Origin of the sequence: Pseudonocardia oceanicola, assembly GCF_047200735.1 — a bacterium.
In the GTDB taxonomy this organism is placed as follows: Bacteria; Actinomycetota; Actinomycetes; order Mycobacteriales; family Pseudonocardiaceae; genus Pseudonocardia.
The window spans coordinates 34,821-55,067 of record NZ_JBJZON010000028.1 but is presented as its reverse complement, the minus strand read 5'-3'; the positions used below and the strand labels follow the sequence as shown (position 1 = coordinate 55,067).

The 20,247-nt window shown below is 74.2% G+C and carries 21 protein-coding genes; 11 read left to right on the top strand and 10 right to left on the bottom strand.

From position 1 onward, the window contains the following. Positions 1-14: 14 nt before the first annotated feature. Together ACL02T_RS29125 and ACL02T_RS29120 are read right to left on the bottom strand one after the other, a co-directional pair. On the bottom strand, positions 15-1,298 hold the full coding sequence (locus ACL02T_RS29125; RefSeq protein ID WP_412833997.1) for an ATP-binding protein: 1,284 nt from the start codon (positions 1,296-1,298) through the stop codon (positions 15-17). Between the two features lie 5 nt (positions 1,299-1,303). After that, positions 1,304-1,960 carry a response regulator transcription factor gene (locus ACL02T_RS29120; RefSeq protein ID WP_412833996.1) on the bottom strand — a complete coding sequence of 219 codons (657 nt, stop codon included), beginning with the start codon at positions 1,958-1,960 and terminating at the stop codon, positions 1,304-1,306. 53 nt (positions 1,961-2,013) lie between these two features. On the opposite strand from ACL02T_RS29120, the gene hisN reads away from it, so the two are divergent. Together hisN and ACL02T_RS29110 are read left to right on the top strand one after the other, a co-directional pair. Next, the gene (gene hisN, locus ACL02T_RS29115; protein WP_412833995.1) at positions 2,014-2,847 is read left to right on the top strand and encodes a histidinol-phosphatase; all 834 of its coding nucleotides are present in this window, start codon (positions 2,014-2,016) and stop codon (positions 2,845-2,847) included. Between the two features lie 9 nt (positions 2,848-2,856). Continuing rightward, entirely contained in the window at positions 2,857-3,333 is a 477-nt protein-coding gene (locus ACL02T_RS29110; protein ID WP_412833994.1) for a MaoC family dehydratase, read from the top strand. Positions 3,334-3,408: 75 nt separating this feature from the next. On the opposite strand, the gene ACL02T_RS29105 is transcribed toward ACL02T_RS29110, so the two are convergent. The 3 genes from ACL02T_RS29105 to ACL02T_RS29095 are packed head-to-tail and all read right to left on the bottom strand — an operon-like array spanning position 3,409 to position 5,684. Continuing rightward, on the bottom strand, positions 3,409-4,341 hold the full coding sequence (locus ACL02T_RS29105; protein WP_412833993.1) for a hydroxymethylglutaryl-CoA lyase: 933 nt from the start codon (positions 4,339-4,341) through the stop codon (positions 3,409-3,411). Continuing rightward, positions 4,334-4,819 (bottom strand): PH domain-containing protein, encoded by a 486-nt coding sequence (locus tag ACL02T_RS29100; RefSeq protein WP_412833992.1) that lies wholly within the window; start codon positions 4,817-4,819, stop codon positions 4,334-4,336. Before ACL02T_RS29100 ends, ACL02T_RS29105 begins: the two co-directional genes overlap by 8 nt. Positions 4,820-4,841: 22 nt before the next feature. Further along, entirely contained in the window at positions 4,842-5,684 is an 843-nt protein-coding gene (locus ACL02T_RS29095) for a biotin--[acetyl-CoA-carboxylase] ligase (RefSeq protein ID WP_412833991.1), read from the bottom strand. 223 nt (positions 5,685-5,907) lie between these two features. On the opposite strand from ACL02T_RS29095, the gene ACL02T_RS29090 reads away from it, so the two are divergent. Together ACL02T_RS29090 and ACL02T_RS29085 are read left to right on the top strand one after the other, a co-directional pair. Further along, positions 5,908-7,560, top strand: coding sequence for an acyl-CoA carboxylase subunit beta (locus tag ACL02T_RS29090; protein ID WP_412833990.1), 1,653 nt, complete (start codon positions 5,908-5,910; stop codon positions 7,558-7,560). Between the two features lie 55 nt (positions 7,561-7,615). Continuing rightward, a complete protein-coding gene (locus tag ACL02T_RS29085) occupies positions 7,616-7,864 on the top strand; it encodes an acyl-CoA carboxylase subunit epsilon (protein WP_412833989.1) in 249 nt (82 codons plus the stop codon). A 115-nt stretch (positions 7,865-7,979) separates the two neighbouring features. Here ACL02T_RS29085 and ACL02T_RS29080 read toward each other — a convergent pair whose 3' ends face one another. From ACL02T_RS29080 to ACL02T_RS29065, 4 genes are read right to left on the bottom strand one after another with little or no spacing between them, the layout of a single operon-like run. Beyond that, a complete protein-coding gene (locus ACL02T_RS29080; RefSeq protein ID WP_412833988.1) occupies positions 7,980-8,546 on the bottom strand; it encodes a GTP-binding protein in 567 nt (188 codons plus the stop codon). Continuing rightward, positions 8,530-8,916 carry a DUF742 domain-containing protein gene (locus tag ACL02T_RS29075; protein WP_412833987.1) on the bottom strand — a complete coding sequence of 129 codons (387 nt, stop codon included), beginning with the start codon at positions 8,914-8,916 and terminating at the stop codon, positions 8,530-8,532. The genes ACL02T_RS29080 and ACL02T_RS29075 overlap by 17 nt, the downstream gene beginning before the upstream one ends. A 1-nt stretch (position 8,917) precedes the next feature. Beyond that, entirely contained in the window at positions 8,918-9,319 is a 402-nt protein-coding gene (locus ACL02T_RS29070) for a roadblock/LC7 domain-containing protein (RefSeq protein ID WP_358211814.1), read from the bottom strand. Further along, complete coding sequence (locus tag ACL02T_RS29065) at positions 9,316-11,694, bottom strand: ATP-binding protein (RefSeq protein ID WP_412833986.1); 2,379 nt, start codon at positions 11,692-11,694, stop codon at positions 9,316-9,318. The genes ACL02T_RS29070 and ACL02T_RS29065 overlap by 4 nt, the downstream gene beginning before the upstream one ends. Positions 11,695-12,514: 820 nt before the next feature. On the opposite strand from ACL02T_RS29065, the gene ACL02T_RS29060 reads away from it, so the two are divergent. The 7 genes from ACL02T_RS29060 to ACL02T_RS29030 all read left to right on the top strand — a co-directional run bounded on the left by ACL02T_RS29060 (position 12,515) and on the right by ACL02T_RS29030 (position 19,783). Continuing rightward, the gene (locus tag ACL02T_RS29060; RefSeq protein ID WP_412833985.1) at positions 12,515-14,287 is read left to right on the top strand and encodes a hydrogenase maturation protein; all 1,773 of its coding nucleotides are present in this window, start codon (positions 12,515-12,517) and stop codon (positions 14,285-14,287) included. A gap of 51 nt (positions 14,288-14,338) precedes the next feature. Beyond that, the gene (locus tag ACL02T_RS29055; RefSeq protein ID WP_412833984.1) at positions 14,339-14,998 is read left to right on the top strand and encodes a Maf family protein; all 660 of its coding nucleotides are present in this window, start codon (positions 14,339-14,341) and stop codon (positions 14,996-14,998) included. 20 nt (positions 14,999-15,018) lie between these two features. After that, positions 15,019-15,918 carry a sulfurtransferase gene (locus ACL02T_RS29050; protein WP_412833983.1) on the top strand — a complete coding sequence of 300 codons (900 nt, stop codon included), beginning with the start codon at positions 15,019-15,021 and terminating at the stop codon, positions 15,916-15,918. Next, a complete protein-coding gene (locus tag ACL02T_RS29045) occupies positions 15,915-16,352 on the top strand; it encodes a SufE family protein (RefSeq protein WP_412833982.1) in 438 nt (145 codons plus the stop codon). The genes ACL02T_RS29050 and ACL02T_RS29045 overlap by 4 nt, the downstream gene beginning before the upstream one ends. 448 nt (positions 16,353-16,800) lie before the next feature. Further along, complete coding sequence (locus ACL02T_RS29040; RefSeq protein WP_412833981.1) at positions 16,801-18,573, top strand: acetyl/propionyl/methylcrotonyl-CoA carboxylase subunit alpha; 1,773 nt, start codon at positions 16,801-16,803, stop codon at positions 18,571-18,573. 62 nt (positions 18,574-18,635) lie between these two features. Beyond that, positions 18,636-19,058, top strand: a complete 423-nt coding sequence (locus ACL02T_RS29035; protein ID WP_412833980.1) for a GNAT family N-acetyltransferase — start codon at positions 18,636-18,638, stop codon at positions 19,056-19,058. A gap of 221 nt (positions 19,059-19,279) precedes the next feature. Next, a complete protein-coding gene (locus tag ACL02T_RS29030) occupies positions 19,280-19,783 on the top strand; it encodes a hypothetical protein (RefSeq protein ID WP_412833979.1) in 504 nt (167 codons plus the stop codon). Between the two features lie 114 nt (positions 19,784-19,897). Here the strand turns inward: ACL02T_RS29030 and ACL02T_RS29025 are convergent, their stop codons facing one another. After that, entirely contained in the window at positions 19,898-20,245 is a 348-nt protein-coding gene (locus tag ACL02T_RS29025; protein WP_412833978.1) for a hypothetical protein, read from the bottom strand. Positions 20,246-20,247: the final 2 nt, after the last annotated feature.

The following is a 20,247-nucleotide window of genomic DNA, read 5'->3' as shown; positions in this document are numbered from 1 at the left end:
GCACCGTAGCCGGGCTAGCGGGGTGTGCCGACCGGCCGGGGCGTCCCGACGACGTCGTCGGCCCGGGCGGGCGGCAGGAAGATCGTGAAGGTGGGCGGGCGGGCACGGGAGAGCTCGAGCCGCCCGCCGTCGGCCTCCACGAGCGCCCGGGCCAGCGCCAGCCCCAGCCCGGTCGACGACTGCACGGAGACACCGCGGTCGAAGACGTGCGGCACCAGCTCCTCCGGGATCCCGGCACCGGTGTCACCGATCTCCACGACCAGCGCGTTCGCCCCCTCCCGCGCCGAGATGGTGACGGTGCCGCCGCCGTGCTGCAGCGCGTTGTCGACCAGGGCGCCGACCGCCTCACGGATCCGCGCAGGGGTGACCCTCGCGAGCAGCCCTTCCGGCACCCGCAGCTTGAGCCGCCGCCCGGCGGCCTCCAGGGCGGGCCGCCACTCGTCGGCCACCTCGGTGAGGCCCGTGCGCAGGTCCATCGGCTCGGCGCCCGCGGCGCGCGCAGCGCGGGCGGCCTCCAGCAGCTCGTCGAGCACCTCGGAGAGCTTCTCGGTCTGCTCCAGGGCGGCGAGCGCCTCCCGGCGGGCGCTGGGGTCGGGGTGGGTGGAGAGCTCGTCGAGCCGCAGCGTGAGGGCGGTGATCCGGCTGCGGAGCTGGTGCGACACGTCGCCGACCAGCGCCCGCTCCCGCTGCACCAGGTCGGCGAGGGCCCCCGCCGAGGTGTCGAGCACGTCGGACACCCGGTCCAGCTCGGGGATGCCGTGCCGCAGCGGGGTGCGGCGGAAGTCGCCGGCACCGAGCCGCGCGGCCCGGTCGGCGACGTCGAGCAGCGGCTCGGCCAACCGGCGGGCGGTGACCGTGGCGACCACCGCGCCGGTGCCCACGGACAGCACGACCAGCAGCATGACGATCACGACGACCTGGGCCTGCTGGGTGCGCATGACCGAGATCGGCTCGGACAGCGTGATGGTGCCGCCCTGGCCGAAGGGCAGCGACTCGGAGAGGACGCCCGCGCCCTCCGCCGCGCCCTCGACGGTGCCGACCCGCTGGACCGGCGCCCCCGGGACCTCGACGACGAGCTCGCCGCCCGCCGGTACCGCCAGCGCGATCGCGGCGGAGTCGATCGGGGCGCCCGGCGGCTTGTCGTCGAGCCGGTCGTCGATCTGCTCGAGCCGCTGGATCAGCTCGGCCCGGGTGAAGTCGTCGACCAGCCGCCACGTGGTGAAGGCCAGCGGACCACCCAGGACCAGCGCCGTCACCGCGACGACGAAGAGGGTCGAGAGCAGGATCCGGCGGCGCACGCGGGTCAGCCCTGGTTGAAGCGGAACCCGACGCCGCGGACCGTCGCGATGCGCCGCTCGCCGCCGATCTTGCGACGCAGCCACGACATGTGCATGTCCAGCGTCTTCGAGGTCTTCATGTCGGGGTCGTTCCACACCTCGCGCAGGATCTCCTCGCGGGTGACGACCTGTCCGGCCCGCAGCAGGAGCACGCGCAGCAACTCGAACTCCTTGTTCGCGAGGCCGACCTCCTCGCCGTCCACCAGGACCCGGCGGCCGGAAAGCTCCATCCGGACCCCGCCGACCTCCACGGTCTCCGGGGTGAGCCGGCGCAGCAGCGCGCGGACCCGGGCGAGCAGCTCGGCGAGCCGGAACGGCTTGCCGACGTAGTCGTCGGCACCGGCGTCGAGACCCACGACGAAGTCGACCTCGTCGGTCCGCGCGGTGAGCATCAGCACCGGCAGGTCGGGGAAGTCGGGCCGCAGCCGGCGGCAGACCTCCAGCCCGTCCATCCCGGGCAGGCCGAGGTCGAGGACCAGCAGGTCGACGTTCCCCTGCCGGACGGTCTCCAACGCGGCGGTGCCGTCGGCGGCGACGTCCACCTCGTAGCCCTCGCGCTGCAGGGCGCGGGAGAGCGGCTCCGCGATCGCGGCGTCGTCCTCCGCCAACAGGACGGTGGTCACGTCGGTGAGCTTAGGCCCGTCCGTGCGCGGCACGCGTGGCATGCTCCCCGCCCGTGACCTCCATCGGGACCGATTCGGACACGCGGGCGGATCTCGCCCTCGCGCTCCAGCTCGCCGACCTCGCCGACGCGATCACGCTGCCCCGCTTCCGCGCCACCGACCTCCGGGTCACGCGCAAGCCGGACCGCACGCCGGTGACCGACGCCGACACCGCCGCCGAGGACGCCCTGCGTGCCGCGCTGAGCGGGCAGCGGCCGGGTGACGCCGTGCTCGGCGAGGAGCGCGGCGGCTCGCTGGACGCGCTTCCGCCCGGCGGACGCGGCTGGGTGCTCGACCCGATCGACGGCACCAAGAACTTCTCCCGCGGCATGCCGGTGTGGGCCTCGCTGATCGCCCTCACCGAGCACGGCAGGCCGACCGTGGGCGTGGTGAGCGCGCCCGCGCTGGGCCGGCGCTGGTGGGGCGCCGCCGGGCTGGGTGCCTGGACGGCCGACCGCCCGGGCGGGGAGGCGCGGCGGATCTCCGTCACCGGCGTAGCCGAGCTCGCCGACTGCTACGTCTCGACGACCGACCTCAACACGTTCCGCGAGCACGGCCTGCTCGACGCCTGGCTGGCCCTCACCGGCTCCTGCTGGGAGACCCGTGCCTTCGGTGACTTCTGGCAGCACTGCCTGGTCGCCGAGGGCGTGATCGACCTGGCCGTGGAGCCGGAGGCCAACGCGTGGGACCTCGCCGCGGTGCAGCCGATCCTCGAGGAGGCCGGCGGGCGGCTCACCGACCTCGCCGGCCGGCCGGGCTTCGCCGGCGGCAACGGCATCGCCTCGAACGGCCTGCTGCACGATGCCGCTGTGACGATCCTCGGGGCGGGCCGAGGCGGCGCGGGCTAACGTTCGTTCATGCCGGATGCTCCCGAGATCGCGTTCGAGGACCTCACGCCGGGCCGGGTCCTCGACTTCGGTTCGGTGACCGTCGACCACGACGAGATGGTCGAGTTCGCCCGCCGCTTCGACCCCCAGCCGTTCCACCTCGACGAGGCCGCGGGCAAGGAGTCGATCTTCGGTCAGCTCGCCGCCTCGGGCTGGTTCACCGCCGGGCTGTGGATGCGGCTCTACGTCGACGGGCTCCTGCTGCGCTCGACCGCCCTCGGCTCCCCCGGCGGCGACGAGATCGCCTGGCCGGCGCCGGTCTTCGCGGGCGACGAGCTGTTCGCGACGATGGAGGTCCTGGAGGCCCGCCGCTCGTCGTCGAAGCCGTGGATGGGCCTGGTCACGTTGCGGGCCTGGATGCGCCGGGGCGCCGCCGACAGCGAGGACGTGGTCTACCGCGCCCGCTTCACCGGATTGTTCGGCTCCCGCGAGCACCCCCGACCCTGACCCCCGCAGGATCGGCGGTCCGGGCGGCCCCGGCTGCCGGCGGCCGCCGTCGCACCCGGACGCCGATCCTGGACCTCACGCGCCGGACAGCGCCTTGACCACCCGGGACGGCGAGGGGCGGCCGAGCTTGCCCGCCATCCAGACGCTGGTCTCGACCAGGGCGTCGAGGTTCGCCCCGTGCGTGATGCCCAGCCCGTCGAGCATCCAGACGAGGTCCTCGGTGGCGAGGTTGCCGGTGGCGGACTTCGCGTACGGGCAGCCGCCGAGCCCGCCGGTGGAGGCGTCGACCGTGGTCACCCCGCGGCGCAGCGCGGCCAGGGTGTTGGCCAGGGCCTGGCCGTAGGTGTCGTGGAAGTGCACGGCGATGCCGTCGACGGGCACCGAGGCCGCCACGCACGCGTCGATCACGGCCTCCGCGTGCCCGGGCGTGCCGGTGCCGATCGTGTCGCCCAACGAGAGCTGCCAGCAGCCCATCTCCACGAGCCGCCGCCCGACGGCCGCGACCTGCGCCGGCTCGACCGCGCCCTCCCAGGGGTCGCCGAAGGCCATGGACACGTACGCCCGCACCCGCATCCCGTGGTCGAGGGCCCGCTTCACGGTCGGCTCGAACATGTCGAACTGCGAGTCGAGGGTGCGGTTGAGGTTCTTCGCCGCGAAGGTCTCGGTGGCGCTGGCGAAGACCGCGACGTGGTCGACGCCGGCCTCGATCGCGCGGTCCAGGCCGCGGTCGTTGGGCACCAGGACGGGGTAGTCGACGCCCGGCCGCCGGTCGAGCGCGGCGAGCAGCTCGGCGGCGTCGGCCAGCTGCGGGACCCACGTCGGGTGCACGAAGCTCGTGGCCTCGAGCGTGGTGAGGCCGGCGTCGGCGAGCCGGGTGAGGAACTCGGCCTTCACCTCGACCGGTACGACGGCCTTCTCGTTCTGCAGTCCGTCCCGCGCGCCGACCTCGTAGATCGTCACGTGCGCGGGCAGCCCCGCGGCGGGCACGATCATGGGCAGTTCAGGCATCGTCGGCGACCTCCTGGTAGAGCAGCGAATGCACCTTCTCGACGGCGGGGACGTCCGTGAACTCCAGCGGCTCGTCGGAGGCCGACTCGATGACGAGCGTCCCGCACCCCAGCATGCGCTCCGCGACGGTGTGCCGGAACTGCACGGTGTCGATCCGCGACATCGGGATGTCCATGCCGCTGCGGGAGAGGACCCCCTCGCGGACGAGCACCCGCCGGCTGGTGACCACGAAGTGCGTGGTCCGCCAGCGCACGAACGGCAGCACCGTGAAGCGCCCCACCAGCACCGCCCCGGCGACCGCGAGCGCGACCCGGGCGACGGGCGCCCAGGTCTGCGCGCCCACCAGCGCCGCCAGGAACGAGACCGCCGCGACCACCACGAGGAAGACCAGCACGGGCAGCACCAGCATCTTCCAGTGCGGGCGGGTGTGGAGCACCACCCGCTCGCCGGCGACCAGCAGCTCGTCCGGATAGGTCACGCACCCACCGTATCCGGGGTGATCACGCGTCGGGTCGGTCCGCCGGGCGCAGGTGCACGATGTCCCCGGCCGCGATCGCGCGGCGGTGCCCGTCGGGCTCGAGGACGAGCAGGTGGCCCTGCGGGTCGACGTCCTCGGCCATGCCGACCAGGGCGGAACCGCCGGGCACCTCCACCCGCACCTCGGACCCGAGCGTCAGGCAGCCGGCCCGGTAGGCGGCGCGCAGCCCGGACTCGTCGGCGTCGCCGACGGCGGAGCGCCAGGCGGCCTCGCGCTCGGCGAGGTTGCGCAGCAGGCCGACGAGCAGCTCGGAGCGGTCCACCCGGGCGCCCTCGGCACGCAGCGACGTCGCCGTCTCCGGCAGGGTCCCGGCCGGGGCGTCGACGTTGACCCCCATGCCGAGCACGACGCCCGGGCCGCCGCCCGACAGCGGCGTCATCTCGGCCAGGATCCCGGCGCCCTTGCGGCGGCCGGGGCCGAGCAGCAGGTCGTTGGGCCACTTCAGGCCCGCGGCGACGTCCGGCGCGGCCGCCCGGATCGCGTCGAGGAGCGCGACGCCGGCGAGCATCGGCAGCCAGCCCAGCCGTTCGGCCGGGATGCCCTCGGGTCGCCACAGCACGCTCACCGCGATCCCCGACCCGCGGGGCGCCTCCCAGGTGCGGTCGAGCCGGCCGCGGCCCGCGGTCTGGTGCTCGGTGACCAGCACGGAGCCGTCCGGGGCGCCCGCCAGGGCCTCCGCCATGAGGTCGGCGTTCGTCGACCCGGTCTCCTCCACGACGTCGAGTCGGGTCCAGCGGCCCGCCGGGCCGATCAGGGCGTGACGCAGCGCGTGCTCGTCGAAGGGATGCGGGGCGGGGGTGCTCACGGCCGGAACCTATCTCCGCACGCCCCGCCCTCCCCGGCCCGAGGCGCGGTGAAGGCGCCCGACGGTGCCGCAGGCGCGTCCGGTGCGCCGAGCGGCGCGCCGAGCGAACGTCCGGCGGCACCCCGGCCGGGCCGGGCCCGACCCGGGTGACCGGCGGGAACGTGACGCAGACCGCTCCACCGGGCGGCCCGGGGCCGCGACGGCCGGGTTAAGCTCCGCAGCCATGAGCGCTGCAACGGAGCCGATGGGGGACCCGTCGAACGCCTCCGCGTCGATCGAGACAGGCGTCGAGCCGGACGTGCACACGACGGCCGGCAAGCTGGCCGACCTGTACAAGCGGTACACCGAGGCCCTGCCCTCCGAGGCCGCCGCGGAGCGCCAGCACGCCAAGGGCCGGCAGACCGCGCGCGAGCGCATCGACCAGCTGCTCGACCCCGGCTCGTTCGTCGAGCTCGACGCCCTGGTCCGGCACCGCTCGACCAACTTCGGCATGCAGGAGAAGCGGCCCTTCGGCGACGGCGTCGTCACCGGCACCGGCACGATCGACGGCCGTCCGGTCGCCGTGTTCTCCCAGGACGCCACCGTCTTCGGCGGCTCGCTCGGCGAGGTCTACGGCGAGAAGATCGTCAAGGTGATGGACGTCGCCGCCAAGATCGGCTGCCCGGTCATCGGGATCAACGACGGCGGCGGCGCGCGCATCCAGGAGGGCGTGGTCGCCCTCGGCCTCTACGGTGAGATCTTCGTCCGCAACGTCCGCGCCTCCGGCGTCGTCCCGCAGATCTCGCTGATCATGGGCCCGTCGGCGGGCGGCGCGGTGTACTCCCCCGCGCTCACCGACTTCACGGTGATGGTCGACGAGACCAGCCACATGTTCATCACCGGCCCGGACGTCATCAAGACGGTCACCGGCGAGGACGTCGACATGGAGGAGCTCGGCGGCGGCCGGGCGCACAACTCCAAGTCCGGTGTGGCGCACTACCTCGGCGCCGACGAGCAGGACGCGATCGACTACGTCAAGGAGCTGCTGAGCTTCCTGCCGTCGAACAACCTGTCCGAGCCGCCGGTCTACCCGGCGCCGGAGCCGACCGCGGGCTCGATCGAGGACGGCATCACCGACACCGACCGCGAGCTCGACACGATCGTCCCCGACTCGGCGAACACGCCCTACGACATCCGCGAGGTCATCAACCGCGTGGTCGACGAGGGCGAGTTCCTCGAGGTCCAGGAGCTGTGGGCGCCGAACATCGTGGTCGGCTTCGCCCGCGTCGAGGGCCGCTCGGTCGGCATCGTGGCCAACCAGCCCACCCAGTTCGCCGGCTGCCTCGACATCGACGCCTCCGAGAAGGCCGCCCGCTTCGTGCGGACCTGCGACGCCTTCAACATCCCGATCCTCACCTTCGTCGACGTCCCGGGCTTCCTGCCGGGCACCGACCAGGAGTGGAACGGCATCATCCGTCGGGGCGCGAAGCTGATCTACGCCTACGCCGAGGCGACGGTCCCCAAGGTCACGGTGATCGTCCGCAAGGCCTACGGCGGCGCGTACGACGTCATGGGCTCCAAGCACCTCGGCGCGGACGTCAACATCGCCTGGCCCACCGCGCAGATCGCGGTCACCGGTGCCTCGGGAGCGGTGAACATCCTGTACCGCAAGGAGCTCAACGGCCTGGAGGGCGACGAGCTCGCCGCCAAGCGCGCCGAGCTGCAGCAGGAGTACGAGGACACGCTCGCCAACCCCTACATCGCCGCCGACCGCGGGTACATCGACGCCGTGGTCCCGCCCTCGCACACCCGCGGCTACGTGGGCCGCTCGCTGCGGATGCTCACGACCAAGCGGGAGCAGGGCCCGGCCCGCAAGCACGGCAACATCCCGCTGTGAGCACCGGTCGTCGCCGGAGCGACTGTCGGCACTCGCGAGGTGGGGAGGTACGGCGATGAGCGAGACCGGCGAGAACGTCGAGGAGCGGACCCCGGAGGAGCGCCGCGCGCTCTTCCGGGTCGTCACGGGTGATCCGACCCCCGAGGAGCTGGCCGCGCTGACGGTGGTCCTGGCCGCGGCCGCGGGCGGTGGCGACGAGCCGCCGCCGAAGGCGCGCGACCTGTGGTCGAACCCGGCGGACCGGCTGCGCCGGCCGCTCGAGGTCGGCCCCGGCGCCTGGCGCGCCTCGGTGCTGCCCCGCTGACCCTGCCGGATCGGACCCGAGAACGACGGCGGGCTCCCACCCTGAGCGGGTGGGAGCCCTGTCGCCGAGGAGCGAGGTCCGTGTTCTCAGACGCGCGCCGGAGGATCCCGGCGCGTCAGCCCGCGACGGCCGTGCGCGACAGCGCGTGCTCGACCAGCGCCACCAGCGACCGGAGACTCGAGTCGGCCTCGCGGGCATCCATCCACATCACCGGGGTCTCCGGAGCGAGCGCGAGGGCGTCGCGCACGTCGTCCTCGGTGTGCTCGTCCGAGCCCGGGAACCGGTTGACCCCGATGACGTAGGGGATCCGCCGGTCCTCGAAGTAGTCGATCGCCGGGAAGCACTCGTCGACCCGGCGCAGGTCGACCAGCACGACGGCGCCGACGGAGCCGCGCGCCAGCTCGTCCCACATGAACCAGAAGCGGGACTGCCCGGGCGTGCCGAACAGGTAGAGGATCAGCGACTCGTCGACCGTGATCCGCCCGAAGTCCATCGCGACCGTCGTGGTGGTCTTGTCCGGCACCGCGATCGTGTCGTCGACGCCGAGCGACGCGGAGGTCATCGCCTGCTCGGTGAGCAGCGGCGGGATCTCCGACATCGACCGCACGAAGGTCGTCTTGCCCACGCCGAAGCCCCCGGCCACGAGGATCTTCAGCGGGTACAGCTCACCCTGACCGCGCACGCAGCCCCTCCAACAGTCGCTCCAGGATCTCGGGGCCGGGGGCGCCGTCGCCCCCGACCTGCGGCAGGTGCACCGCCACGTAGCCGGCGTCGGCGAGGTCGCCGACCAGCACCCGGGCCACGCCCACCGGCACCTGCAGGGCCGCGCCGATCTCGACCAGCGAGACCGGGGCTGCGGCGAGCCCGAGGATCGTCCGGTACTCCAGCTGCAGGTCGGCGGCGTGCCGGCCCGAGTGGGTCACCGTCACGAGTGCCTCGACCGGCAGCTCCTTGCCCGCCGAGCGGGTCCGCCCGCCCGTGACCGCGTAGACCGGGACGACCCGGCCCGCCCGTCTGACCGGTTGGTCGTCCGCCGTCCCGTCCGCGCGCACCTCAGCGCCCCGCCGGGGTGCGTGGCGCCGGGGTCAGCGCGTGGCCGACCCGCGACGCCAGCAGGGTCATCTCGTAGCCGATCATGCCGATGTCGCAGGCCCGCTCGGCGTGCACGGCGAGCGTCGCGCCCCGGCTGACGGCGGTGACGAACAGGTAGCCGCCCTCCATCTCCAGGATGGTCTGGCTCACCGCGCCGGAGCCCAGCAGCTGGGCGGTCCCGTTGGCCAGGCTGACGAGGCCGGACGCCGCGGCCGACAGCTGGTCACCCAGGGCCTCGCCGACACCGGGCGAGGCGGCGAGGCGCAGCCCGTCGCCGGAGACGACGACGGCGTTGACGACGCCCGGGACGTCCCGGGTGAACTCCACGAGCAGCCAGTCCAGCCGGCCGGTCGACGTGCTCACTGGTGGGTCCTCCTGTCGGTGATGTGCTGGTCGTGCGTGTCCGTCGCGTCCAGACCCTGGTCGGCGAGCGCCTGCGCCGCCTGGCGGCTGGCCTGGTAGCGGGACAGGGCCTGCGCGGCGTGGGCGCTGGGCCCGGCCGGGGCGGCCGGAGCCGCCGGCGTGGCCGGCTCGGCCGACCCGCCACGCAGCTCGGGGGCGAGCGAGGCCTGCGGGACGCGGCGCCGCAGCCCGCTGGAGCCGGTGGCCGCGGGCCGCGAGCTCTCGGCCGGGGCGGGCCGCGGGGTCGGGATCGGGACCCGGTGGGTGTCGGCGCCGTCCGAGCCGCGGTCGGCGGCGGTGGCGGTGGCGGTGGCGGTGCCGTCGGGGGCGACGTCGGGGGCGCGGTCGGCGGTCCGCTCCGGTCCGTGACCGTTCGTGCCGTGACCAGTGCTGTCGTGGCCGGTGCTGTCGTGACCCGGGCCGGTGGTGCCGTCCGGGGTGTGCCCGTTGCCGGTGTGCCCGTTGCCGGTGTGCCCGTTGAGGGTGTGCCCGTCGGTGCTGGTCGAGCGCCCGTCGAGGCCGGGGGCGTCGGTGGGCGACGTGGCGGCGGCGCTGCCGTCGCCACCGAGGAGGGCGTGCCCGTTCCGGCCGTGTCCGTTGCCGGTGTGGCCGTTGGCGCTGCTGTGGTGGCCGTTGGCGTGGTGGCCGTTGCCGTTGACGCCGGTGCCGCCGTCGAGGTGGTGGCCGTTGCGGCCCGACCCGTTCTCGCCGGAACGGCCCGGGGCGCGGTCGGCGGGAGCCGGGTCCCACCAGCCGGACCAGTTGCCGCCCGGCCCCGCCGGGATCGGCACGGGCCGGGTGACCGGCAGGGCCGACGGGCCGGCGGGCGACGGGGCCGGTGCCGGGCTGGGCGACGGGGTGGCGGCGGTGCCGCGCCGGGCGGCCGGGGTCGGCGGGGACCACGCGGGGGCGGTCGCGGCGGCGACGCCGGGGAGCGGGCCGCGCTCGGCGGTCGCGACCGTCTGGGCGCGGGCGTGCTCGGCCGGCGGCTGCTCGTGCACGGCCGCGGCCCGGCGGGTCTGCTCCGGCCCGCTGCCGATGCCGGCGTGCGGCCCCGCCTGCGGGTCGGCCACGAACAGCGCCGCGGGCAGGATCGCGACGGCGGTCAGCCCGGAGCCGGGCGTGGTGGACAGCGACACCTCGATGTCGTGCCGTGCGGCGAGCCGCGCGACCACGTGGAAGCCCAGCCGCTGCGACACCGACAGGTCGACCTCGCGCGGCCGGATGAGCATCTCGTTGGCCGCGGCCAGCTCGTCGGCGGGCATGCCGACGCCCCAGTCCTCGATCGTGAGGACCTGCCCCCCGATCTCGGGGCGCTGGGGGCGGCTGCGGATGGTGACGGCGGTGTCGGGCGGCGAGAACCGGACGGCGTTCTCGGTCAGCTCGGCCAGCAGGTGCGTCAGGTCGGCGACGCTGTGCCCGGCGACCGCGACCCGGTCGTCCACGGAGAACTCGACGCGGTCGAGGTCCTCGGTCTCGGCGATCGCGGCGCGCACGACGTCGCGCATCGACACCGGGGCCGACCAGACGCGCGGTGGCTGCTCCCCGGAGAGCACGAGCAGGCTCTCGGCGTTGCGCCGGACGCGGGTGGCGAGGTGGTCGAGCTTGAACAGCTCGGCGAGCGCGTCGGGGTCCTGCTCCTTCTCCTCGAGCTGGTTGATGATGTCCAGCTGCCGGTAGAGCATCGACTGGTTGCGCCGGGCCAGGTTGACCAGCATGTCCGAGGTGAACTGCCGGCGGCCGATCTCGGCGTCGGCGCGGACGAGCTCGCGGCCGAGCTCCTCCTTCTCGTGCTGCTCGTCCTCGGTGATCCGCCAGAAGATGACCATGCCGATGCAGGCGAAGAGCACGGAGACCGCGTGGACCCCGGCCCACAGCCAGGGGTTCTGCTGCGCGGCGGGGTGGTTGAAGATCAGCGTCGGGTAGAACATCGAACCCACGGCGTGCGAGACGCCCGTGAACAGGACGTTCCAGCCGAACGGCACCCAGTCCTGGTAGAGCGCGATGAACCCGATGATGATGAAGAAGTGGAAGTGGGCCTCGATGGTCCCGTGCGTCACGACCACGAGGGTGATCGAGCACCACGTCAGGCCGGCGGTGACGAACGACGAGGCCGTGCGCCGGTGCGGGGCGAAGTGGCCGACGGCGAGCGCGAGGAGCACCGGCCCGATGCCGAGCGCCAGGACCAGGCCCAGCGGGTTGCCCAGCAGCCAGCCGAACAGGAACAGCACGGGGATGTGGGCGGCCAGGACCCACTGCAGCAGTCGGTGCCGTCGGCGGAACGACGCCTCGTCGAGCGTGTTGCCGCGCGGCAGCCAGTCCAGCAGCCTCGTCATTCGTCGGCCACCCACCCTCTCGGTCGCAATCGTCCAGCTCGTCGCGCGCCCGCCGGGCCGGCTCACTCCCGGCCCGAGCCCACCCGGCGGTCATCCGTCCGGGTCCGGCCCGGGGATCGCACGCGTCGACGGCGGAAGGTACACGGAGCGTGTCCCGGGCATGACTCGATCGAGTGCAGAGAGCCCGGCGACGGGCCCGGTGAACGCCGATCGGCGCGCATACGGGGCCTTTCGCCCCTGTCGCGAGTGCAAGCGACACCCCCGTTCGGCTGAGTTCCGTCGTCGCCCCGGCACCGTCGCGACCGCCGGGCTCAGGGCGCCGACCACTCGCCGCGAAAGAGAGTGATTCGGTGAGAGAACGACCGGGACGGTCGTTGGGCAGCGGTCCCTGTGAGGTCGCGGCGGCGTCCGGTACGCCCTTCGGCCGCGTCGGCGGACTTACCGGGCACGGGCGCCACGCCGCGCGCTCGCCCGGACGCGGCGCGCGACCGATTCACCTGTCCGGAGCAGCTTTCGGGGACCTCTGGTGACCGCTCGGCGACTCACCGCACCGACCTCGGCGTGTCGACGTGCGCAACCACGACCGATTCGGACCCCTGACCACCTGCGACGACGTTCTGACCCCGAGGTCGGGTACCTCCGCCCGGCGGTGATCTCCTCCGCCGTTCGGTCCAGTGGATCTCGGCCACGATCGAGGTAACGTGCCGTGCGGTCCACGTGCAGCACCGGGGAGCGACCCGCGCCCGGGCGTGGAGACCGCGGTGCAGCGTGGCGCCCGGTCGGCAGTGCTCCCCCACTGATCGATCACCCGGAGAAGTTCGTGAGAATCCTGCTGCTCTGTTCGTCCTACAACGGGCTGACCCAGCGCGTCTGGACGGAGCTGCGCGAGGACGGGCACCACCTCGACGTCCGGCTCGCGCACGACGAGGCCGCGATCCGCAAGGCCGTCGGGACCACACGCCCCGAGCTCGTCCTCTGCCCCTTCCTCAAGGAGCGGGTGCCGGAGGACGTCTGGCGCGACCACCGCGTCGTCGTGATCCACCCGGGCCCGCTGGGCGACCGCGGTCCGTCGTCGATCGACTGGGCGATCACCGACGCCGAGCCGGTGTGGGGCGTCACCGCGCTGCAGGCCGTCGAGGAGATGGACGCCGGCCCGATCTGGGGGCACCGGACCTTCCCCCTGACCACGACGTCCGGCGAACCGCCCCGCAAGTCGGCCGTCTACAACGGACCGGTCGCCGACGCCGCGGTCGAGCTGGCCCGCGAGGTGGTCGCGAAGGCGCAGGACCCGGCCTTCGTGCCGCCCCCGGCGGACTCGTTCGGCGACGCCGTGATCGGCCGGCTCCGGCCGACCATGAAGCAGACCGACCGCGCCTTCTCCTGGGAGGACCCGACCGACCACGTGCTGCGGCGCATCCGGGCGGGCGACGGCGCGCCGGGTGTCCGCTCGGAGCTCGCCGGTGTCGCGCTGTCGGTGTTCGACGCCCACCGCGGCTGGGCGACCCCGGGCGAGCCGGGCTCGATCGCGCTGCGCCGGCACGGGGCCGTGCTCGTGCGCACCGGCGACGGGGCGGTGTGGATCGGCCACGCGCGCGTCCCGGGCGGGATCAAGCTGCCGGCCGCGTCCGTGCTCGGGACCGCCCTGGACGGCGCCCTCGACGAGGTGCCGGAGTCGCTCGAGCGACCCACCGGCCCCTCGGACGGGTACCGCGAGATCAGCTACCGCCGCGTCGGCCCGGACGGGTGCGTGGGGATCGTGCGCGCCGACCTCTACAACGGCGCCATGTCCGCGAGCCAGGGCCACCGGGTGGCCTCCGCGCTGCGGCACGCGGCCGCCCAGGACACCAAGGTCCTGGTCTTCGAGGGCGGCGAGATCTTCTCCAACGGCATCCACCTCAACGTCGCGGAGGGCAGGCCCGACGCGACGGTGGAGAGCTGGCGCACCATCAACGCGATCAACGACGTCTGCCGCGAGTTGCTCACCTGCACCTCGCAGCTCGTCGTCACGGCGGTGGGCGGCCCGGCGGGCGCCGGCGGCGTGATGATGGCGCTCGGCGCCGACACCGTGCTGCTGCGCCGCGGCGCGGTGCTCAACCCGCACTACCGGAACATGGGCCTCACCGGCTCGGAGTACTGGACCTACGCCCTGCCGCGGCGGGTCGGCCCGGCCGACGCGGTCCGCTTCACCCGGGACTGCCTGCCGGTCGGCGCGGCCGAGGCGCTGCGCACCGGCCTCGTCGACGAGGTGCTCGAGGGCGACCGCGCGGCCTTCGACGAGCTGGTCGTCGAGCACGCGGTCCGGCTCGCCACCGGCGACGGGTACGCCGCGGCCCTGGCCGCCAAGCAGGCCGCCCGCGAGGCCGACGAGCTCCACCGGCCGCTGGAGACCTACCGGGTGCAGGAGCTGGCCGAGATGAGCCGGGACATGTTCGACGACCGGTTCGGCTACGCCCGGCTGCGGCACGAGTTCGTGACGAAGGTCAAGGACACCTCGTTCGACGACCCGACCATCGCCCGGTCCGTCCGCGAGGCGACGGCCGACGGGGCTGCGGGGCCGGTCGACACCGGGGCGGTGGCCGGGATCGCCGGCTGACGCCGGGTCGGCGCAGGGGGGTGGCCGCCGGGGCTCCGTAGAGTCGCGTGCGTGCGTCTGGTCCTCGCCTCCGCCTCCCCCGCACGGTTGTCCGTCCTGCGCGCCGCCGGCCTCGACCCCCTCGTCCGGGTCTCCGCCGTCGACGAGGACGCGCTGCTCGCCGCGACCCCCGGCGCGCCGCCGCCCCGGCAGGTGACCACGCTGGCCGGGGCGAAGGCCACCACCGTCGCCCGGCAGCTGGCCGAGCCGGAGGCGGTCGTGGTGGGCTGCGACTCCATGCTCCTCATCGACGGGGAGCTGGTCGGCAAGCCGCACGACGTCGACACCGCCCGCACGCGCTGGAAGGCGATGGCCGGGCGGACCGGTGAGCTCGTCACCGGGCACGCGGTGCTGCACGTCGTCGACGGGGAGATCGAGCGGGTCGCCGAGGGGCACGCGAGCACGACCGTCCGGTTCGGCACGCCGACGGACGCGGAGCTGGAGGCGTACCTGGCGACCGGCGAGCCGCTGGCCGTCGCGGGCGCGTTCACCCTCGACGGGCTCGGCGGGTGGTTCGTCGACGGGATCGACGGCGATCCGTCGAACGTCATCGGCATCAGCCTGCCGCTGGTGCGGCGGTTGCTGGGCTCGCTGGGGATCTCCCCGACCGACCTGTGGACGACCGCGGCGGACCGGGCACCGGTGGCGGACGACCGGTCGCGCTCCCGGTGACCAGGACTACCCTCGCGGCCATGGTTGCGACTGACCCGGACCCGAAGCTCGCCGAGTACGCCCACCCGGAGCGGCTCGTCACCACCGGCTGGCTGGCCGAGCACCTCGACGACCCGGCGGTCGTCGTCGTCGAGTCCGACGAGGACGTGCTCCTCTACGACACCGGCCACATCCCCGGCGCGGTGAAGGTGGACTGGCACACCGAGCTGAACGACCCGGTCACCCGGGACTACGTCGACCCCGAGGCCTTCGCCCGGCTGTGCGGCGAGCGCGGGATCGCCCGCGAGTCCACCGTCGTGTTCTACGGGGACCGCAACAACTGGTGGGCCACGTACGCGCTGTGGGTGTTCCGGCTGTTCGGCCACGAGGACGTCCGGATCCTCGACGGCGGCCGTACCAAGTGGGTCGCCGAGGGCCGCGAGATGACCACCGAGCAGCCGAAGCCCACGCCGGTCGAGTACCCGGTCGTCGAGCGGGACGACATCGCCATCCGCGCCTTCAAGGACGACGTGCTGGGTCACCTCGGCGGGCAGCTCGTCGACGTCCGGTCCCCCGGCGAGTACTCCGGCGAGCTGCTGCACATGCCGGACTACCCCCAGGAGGGCGCCGTCCGCGGCGGGCACATCCCCGGGGCGTCGAGCGTGCCGTGGGCGCGGGCGGCGAACGAGGACGGCACCTTCCGGTCGCGCGCCGAGCTCGCCGCGATCTACGAGGAGGAGCAGGCCCTGGCCAAGGACCGGCCGACCATCGCCTACTGCCGCATCGGCGAGCGTTCGAGCCACACCTGGTTCGTGCTGTCCTACCTGCTCGGGTTCGAGGGCGTCCGCAACTACGACGGCAGCTGGACCGAGTGGGGCAACTCCGTGCGGGTGCCGATCGTCCAGGGCGCGGAGAAGGGCGCCGTCGAGGGGTCGTCGTGAGTCTTCCCCCCGCGCTCGCGGAGCTCGTCGAGGACTTCGAGGCGGTCGGTCCGAAGGACCGCCTCCAGCTCCTCCTCGAGCTCAGCCAGGAGCTGCCCGAGCTGCCCGACCGCTACACCGACGCGGCGGAGTCGATGGAGCAGGTGCACGAGTGCCAGTCGCCGCTCTTCCTCGCCGTCGAGGTCGAGGAGGACGCCGACCGGCGGGTGCACCTGTTCTTCTCCGCCCCGCCCGAGGCGCCGACGACCCGCGGCTTCGCCGGGATCATGCACACCGGGCTGGACGGCGAGCCGGCCGGCGAGGTGCTCGCGGTGCCGGACGACTTCTACACCGCCCTGGGTCTCACCCAGGCCGTGAGCCCGCTGCGGATCCGGGGCATGGCAGCCATGCTGTCGCGGATCAAGAAGCAGGTGCGCGCCGCCGTCGACGGGTGAGCTCGGCGGGTAGCTGCCCGCCGACGGGTCTCGTCTCGGCGGGCAGCCGCCCGCCGGCGTGGTGCTGGTCGCCGCCGTACGGGCCCGACGGCGGATCGCCGCCGGTGCCGGCGGCGCCTCACCCGCCGGTCGGGCCGGGCCGCTCTCGGATCGCCCGCAGGACGTGGCGTACCTACCCGGGGGCCCCGAGCTGGCCCTGTGGTCCGCGCTGAGCGGGATGCACCTGGCGGGCACGGTCGCGACGGCAGGGCGCGGTGTCGTCCGGGCCGTGGCCCGCCCGCCGGGCGGGCCACGCCCACCGGCGGGTGGGGCGGCAGTCAGCCGTGACCGTCGGATGACGGATGCCACAGCCGCTCGCGTTCGCGTTCGCTGGGTGAACTCCTAGACTCCGCGGTGACCAACGCGCCGACGCAACGGGGGTCGGCCGCGAGCCACGAGGAGATCGAAAGTGCCTGAACTGCGCAAAGTTCTCGTCGCCAACCGCGGGGAGATCGCCGTACGGGTGATCCGGGCCGCACGGGACGCGGGCCTTGCCAGTGTCGCGGTCTACGCCGAGCCGGATCGGGACGCGCTGTTCGTCCGGCTGGCCGACGAGGCCTACGCCCTGGGCGGCACCACCGCCGCCGAGTCCTACCTCGACTTCGACAAGGTCATCGGCGCGGCGAAGCAGGCCGAGGCGGACGCGATCCACCCCGGCTACGGCTTCCTGTCGGAGAACGCCGACTTCGCCCAGGCCGTGATCGACGCCGGGATCACCTGGATCGGCCCGTCGCCGCAGTCGATCCGCGACCTCGGCGACAAGGTCACCGCCCGGCACATCGCCATGCGCGCCGGCGCCCCGCTCGTCCCCGGCACCGCCGACCCGGTCTCCGGCGCCGACGAGGTGATCGAGTTCACCAAGGAGCACGGCCTGCCCGTCGCGATCAAGGCGGCGTTCGGCGGCGGCGGGCGCGGCATGAAGGTCGCGCGCGAGGAGAAGGAGATCGCCGAGTTGTACGAGTCGGCGGTCCGCGAGGCCACCGCGGCGTTCGGGCGCGGCGAGTGCTTCGTCGAGCGCTACCTGGACAAGCCGCGGCACGTCGAGACCCAGGTGCTGGCCGACCAGCACGGCAACGTCATCGTCGTCGGGACCCGCGACTGCTCGTTGCAGCGCCGGTTCCAGAAGCTCGTCGAGGAGGCCCCCGCGCCGTTCCTCACCGAGGAGCAGCGCAAGACCCTCTACGACGCCTCCAAGGCGATCTGCAAGGAGGCCGGCTACTACGGCGCCGGCACCGTCGAGTTCCTCATCGGTCAGGACGGACTGATCACGTTCCTCGAGGTCAACACCCGACTGCAGGTCGAGCACCCGGTGTCCGAGGAGACCTCCGGGCTGGACCTGGTGCGCGAGCAGTTCCGCATCGCCGAGGGCAAGGAGCTCAACCTCCTCGACGACCCGGAGCCCCGGGGGCACGCGATCGAGTTCCGGATCAACGGCGAGGACGCCGGCCGCAACTTCCTGCCCGCGCCCGGCACCGTGGAGTCGATCGCCTACCCGGCCGGCCCGGGCGTGCGCGTCGACGCCGGCGTCGAGGCCGGGTCGGTCGTCGGCGGCCAGTTCGACTCGCTGCTGGCCAAGCTGATCGTCTCCGGCTCCGACCGGAACCAGGCGCTCGAGCGGTCCCGCCGCGCCCTGGCGGAGTTCCAGGTCGGCGGCATGGCCACCGTGCTGGACTTCCACCGGCTCGTGGTGTCCGACCCGGCCTTCGCGGCCGACCGCGAGGAGGACTTCACCGTCCACACCCGCTGGATCGAGACGGAGTGGGACAACACGGTCGAGCCCTTCACCGGCGCGAGCGAGGCCGACGAGGAGGTCGCGCCGCGGCAGAACGTCGTGGTCGAGGTCGGCGGCAAGCGCGTCGAGGTCTCGCTGCCGGGCGACATCTCCTTCGGCGGCGGGGGCGGCGGGGCGGCCGCGAAGGCCAAGCCCCGCAAGCGCGGCGGGGGCGGCGGCGGGGCCAAGGTCTCCGGCGACGCCGTCACCGCGCCGATGCAGGGCACGATCATCAAGGTCGCGGTCTCGGACGGCGACACCGTCTCGGCCGGCGATCTGGTCGTGGTCCTCGAGGCCATGAAGATGGAGAACCCGGTCACCGCGCACAAGGACGGCACCGTCACCGGGCTGTCCGCCGAAGCCGGCTCCTCCATCTCGCAGGGCACGGTCGTCTGCGAGATCAAGGACTGATCCGGGGGGTGCCGGGTGCCCAGTGGGACACCCGGCACCCACGGCCCGTCCGACCTGCACCGATGGAACCTGTCGAGATCAACGCCGGGACCTGGTACCTGCGCGCCCTGCGTGCCGACGACCGGGTCACCGACGTCCCTACCCTCCTCGAGACCGGCGTGTCCGACGCACTCGCGCACGTCCGGCTCCGGGCCGCGCAGTGGTCGTCGGGCACGGGGTGTTCGTGGGCGGTCGCCGAGCCGACCACCGGCGAGATGCTCGGGGAGATCGCGCTGACCGGGCTGGACACCGACACCCCGGAGATCACCTGTTGGGCGCTGGAGCGCGCCCGCCGCCGGGGCATGACCGCCACCGCGCTGGGTGCGGTACTGCGCTTCGCCGCCGGCGGGCTCGGGCTGGAGCGCATCCGCTGCGCCGGCACGGGCCCCGCCGCGGCCCGGCTGGCCGCGCGGTCCGGTGCACCCGATCTGCTGATCATGGATTGACGTCGCCCGGGGTGTCGGGTTGACTCCTCGACGCCAGGTTCGACCGTGATCGGCGCGCCTGCGCTGCACAAGTACACAGCGCCCGACACGCACCCGTGTGATCACCCCACGGGGCCCGGTCCCTCCGCCACGCGGCCAGGACCGCGCCGCGGATCCGCCCGATACGAGGCCACCTCGTCACGGGCACGTCCTCGACAGCCATTCGAGCACCAGGATCCGTCATGCCCCCCGACACCCCGTCCGACCCGACGACCGTGTTCGTCACGACCCACATCCACACCGACGGGCCCATCCCGGGCCCGCACTCCCTGCTCACCCTGACCTCGGCGGCACACCGCGCCGACGGGGTCCCGACCGGGACGTTCACCGCGAACCTGCGGGAACTCCCCGGCGCCACCCTGCACCCGGCGTCGCTGCAGGACTGGCGCACCCGGGCCGTGGACTGGCTCGCCACCCGGCGGGCCGCGCGTCCGCCGGCCCTCGCGACGATCGCCTACGCCCGCTGGGTGGAGCGGCTACCCGGCCGCGCGGTGCTCGTCGCGGAGCCCCACACGCAGGACTACCTGTTCGTCTACTGGTACCTGCAGCGCTTCGCCGGTGAGTGGCCGTTCGCGGGGAGCCTCTCCGCCGCGTCGTCCCCGATCCGGTCCGCGCGGGCGGCCGAGGCGTGCGTCCTCGCGGCGTGCCGCGCGGCGTCCGACCGCGGGTTGGCCGCGGCGGGCTGACCCGACCCGGCACCCCCGGTGGACACGGTCCGCCGGGGGTGCCGGCGTGCGCTGTGCACGGGATCGGCGGACGGTCCCTCGCTCGGCGGGACCGGCTCCAGGGCCGACGGGTTCTCAATCGCGGTGCGGGCGGACCTCGGGTCGGCCCAGGATCGCACCGCCCACGCCGGCGAGCACCGTCAGTCCGGCGACGATGATCGAGACGAGTCCGAGCCCGCTGAGCAGCAGCCCGACGCCTGCCGAGACCGCACCGACGGCGAGCCCGGCGCGCGGCACGGCCGCACCGTGCAGCTTCGCCGTGACCAGCCGGGCGGCGCCGGCCGTCAGCACGATCGCCAGGATCGCCGCGGCACCCGGGAAGGCGGGCAGGAACACGAACAGGAGGTCGTCGGCGAGCTGCCCGGCGACCCCGGCCGCGACCACCGGCAGGACCGGCACGCGGGTGGGGACGGGAGTGGTCATGC

Coding starts and splice junctions, on each gene's coding strand:
- ACL02T_RS29110 (WP_412833994.1), top strand. CDS start 2,857: ATGCCGGATGCTCCCGAGATCGCGTTCGAGGACCTCACGCCGGGCCGG.
- ACL02T_RS29105 (WP_412833993.1), bottom strand. CDS start 4,341: ATGCCTGAACTGCCCATGATCGTGCCCGCCGCGGGGCTGCCCGCGCAC.
- ACL02T_RS29090 (WP_412833990.1), top strand. CDS start 5,908: ATGAGCGCTGCAACGGAGCCGATGGGGGACCCGTCGAACGCCTCCGCG.
- ACL02T_RS29085 (WP_412833989.1), top strand. CDS start 7,616: ATGAGCGAGACCGGCGAGAACGTCGAGGAGCGGACCCCGGAGGAGCGC.
- ACL02T_RS29065 (WP_412833986.1), bottom strand. CDS start 11,694: ATGACGAGGCTGCTGGACTGGCTGCCGCGCGGCAACACGCTCGACGAG.
- ACL02T_RS29050 (WP_412833983.1), top strand. CDS start 15,019: ATGGTTGCGACTGACCCGGACCCGAAGCTCGCCGAGTACGCCCACCCG.
- ACL02T_RS29035 (WP_412833980.1), top strand. CDS start 18,636: ATGGAACCTGTCGAGATCAACGCCGGGACCTGGTACCTGCGCGCCCTG.
- ACL02T_RS29030 (WP_412833979.1), top strand. CDS start 19,280: ATGCCCCCCGACACCCCGTCCGACCCGACGACCGTGTTCGTCACGACC.
- ACL02T_RS29025 (WP_412833978.1), bottom strand. CDS start 20,245: ATGACCACTCCCGTCCCCACCCGCGTGCCGGTCCTGCCGGTGGTCGCG.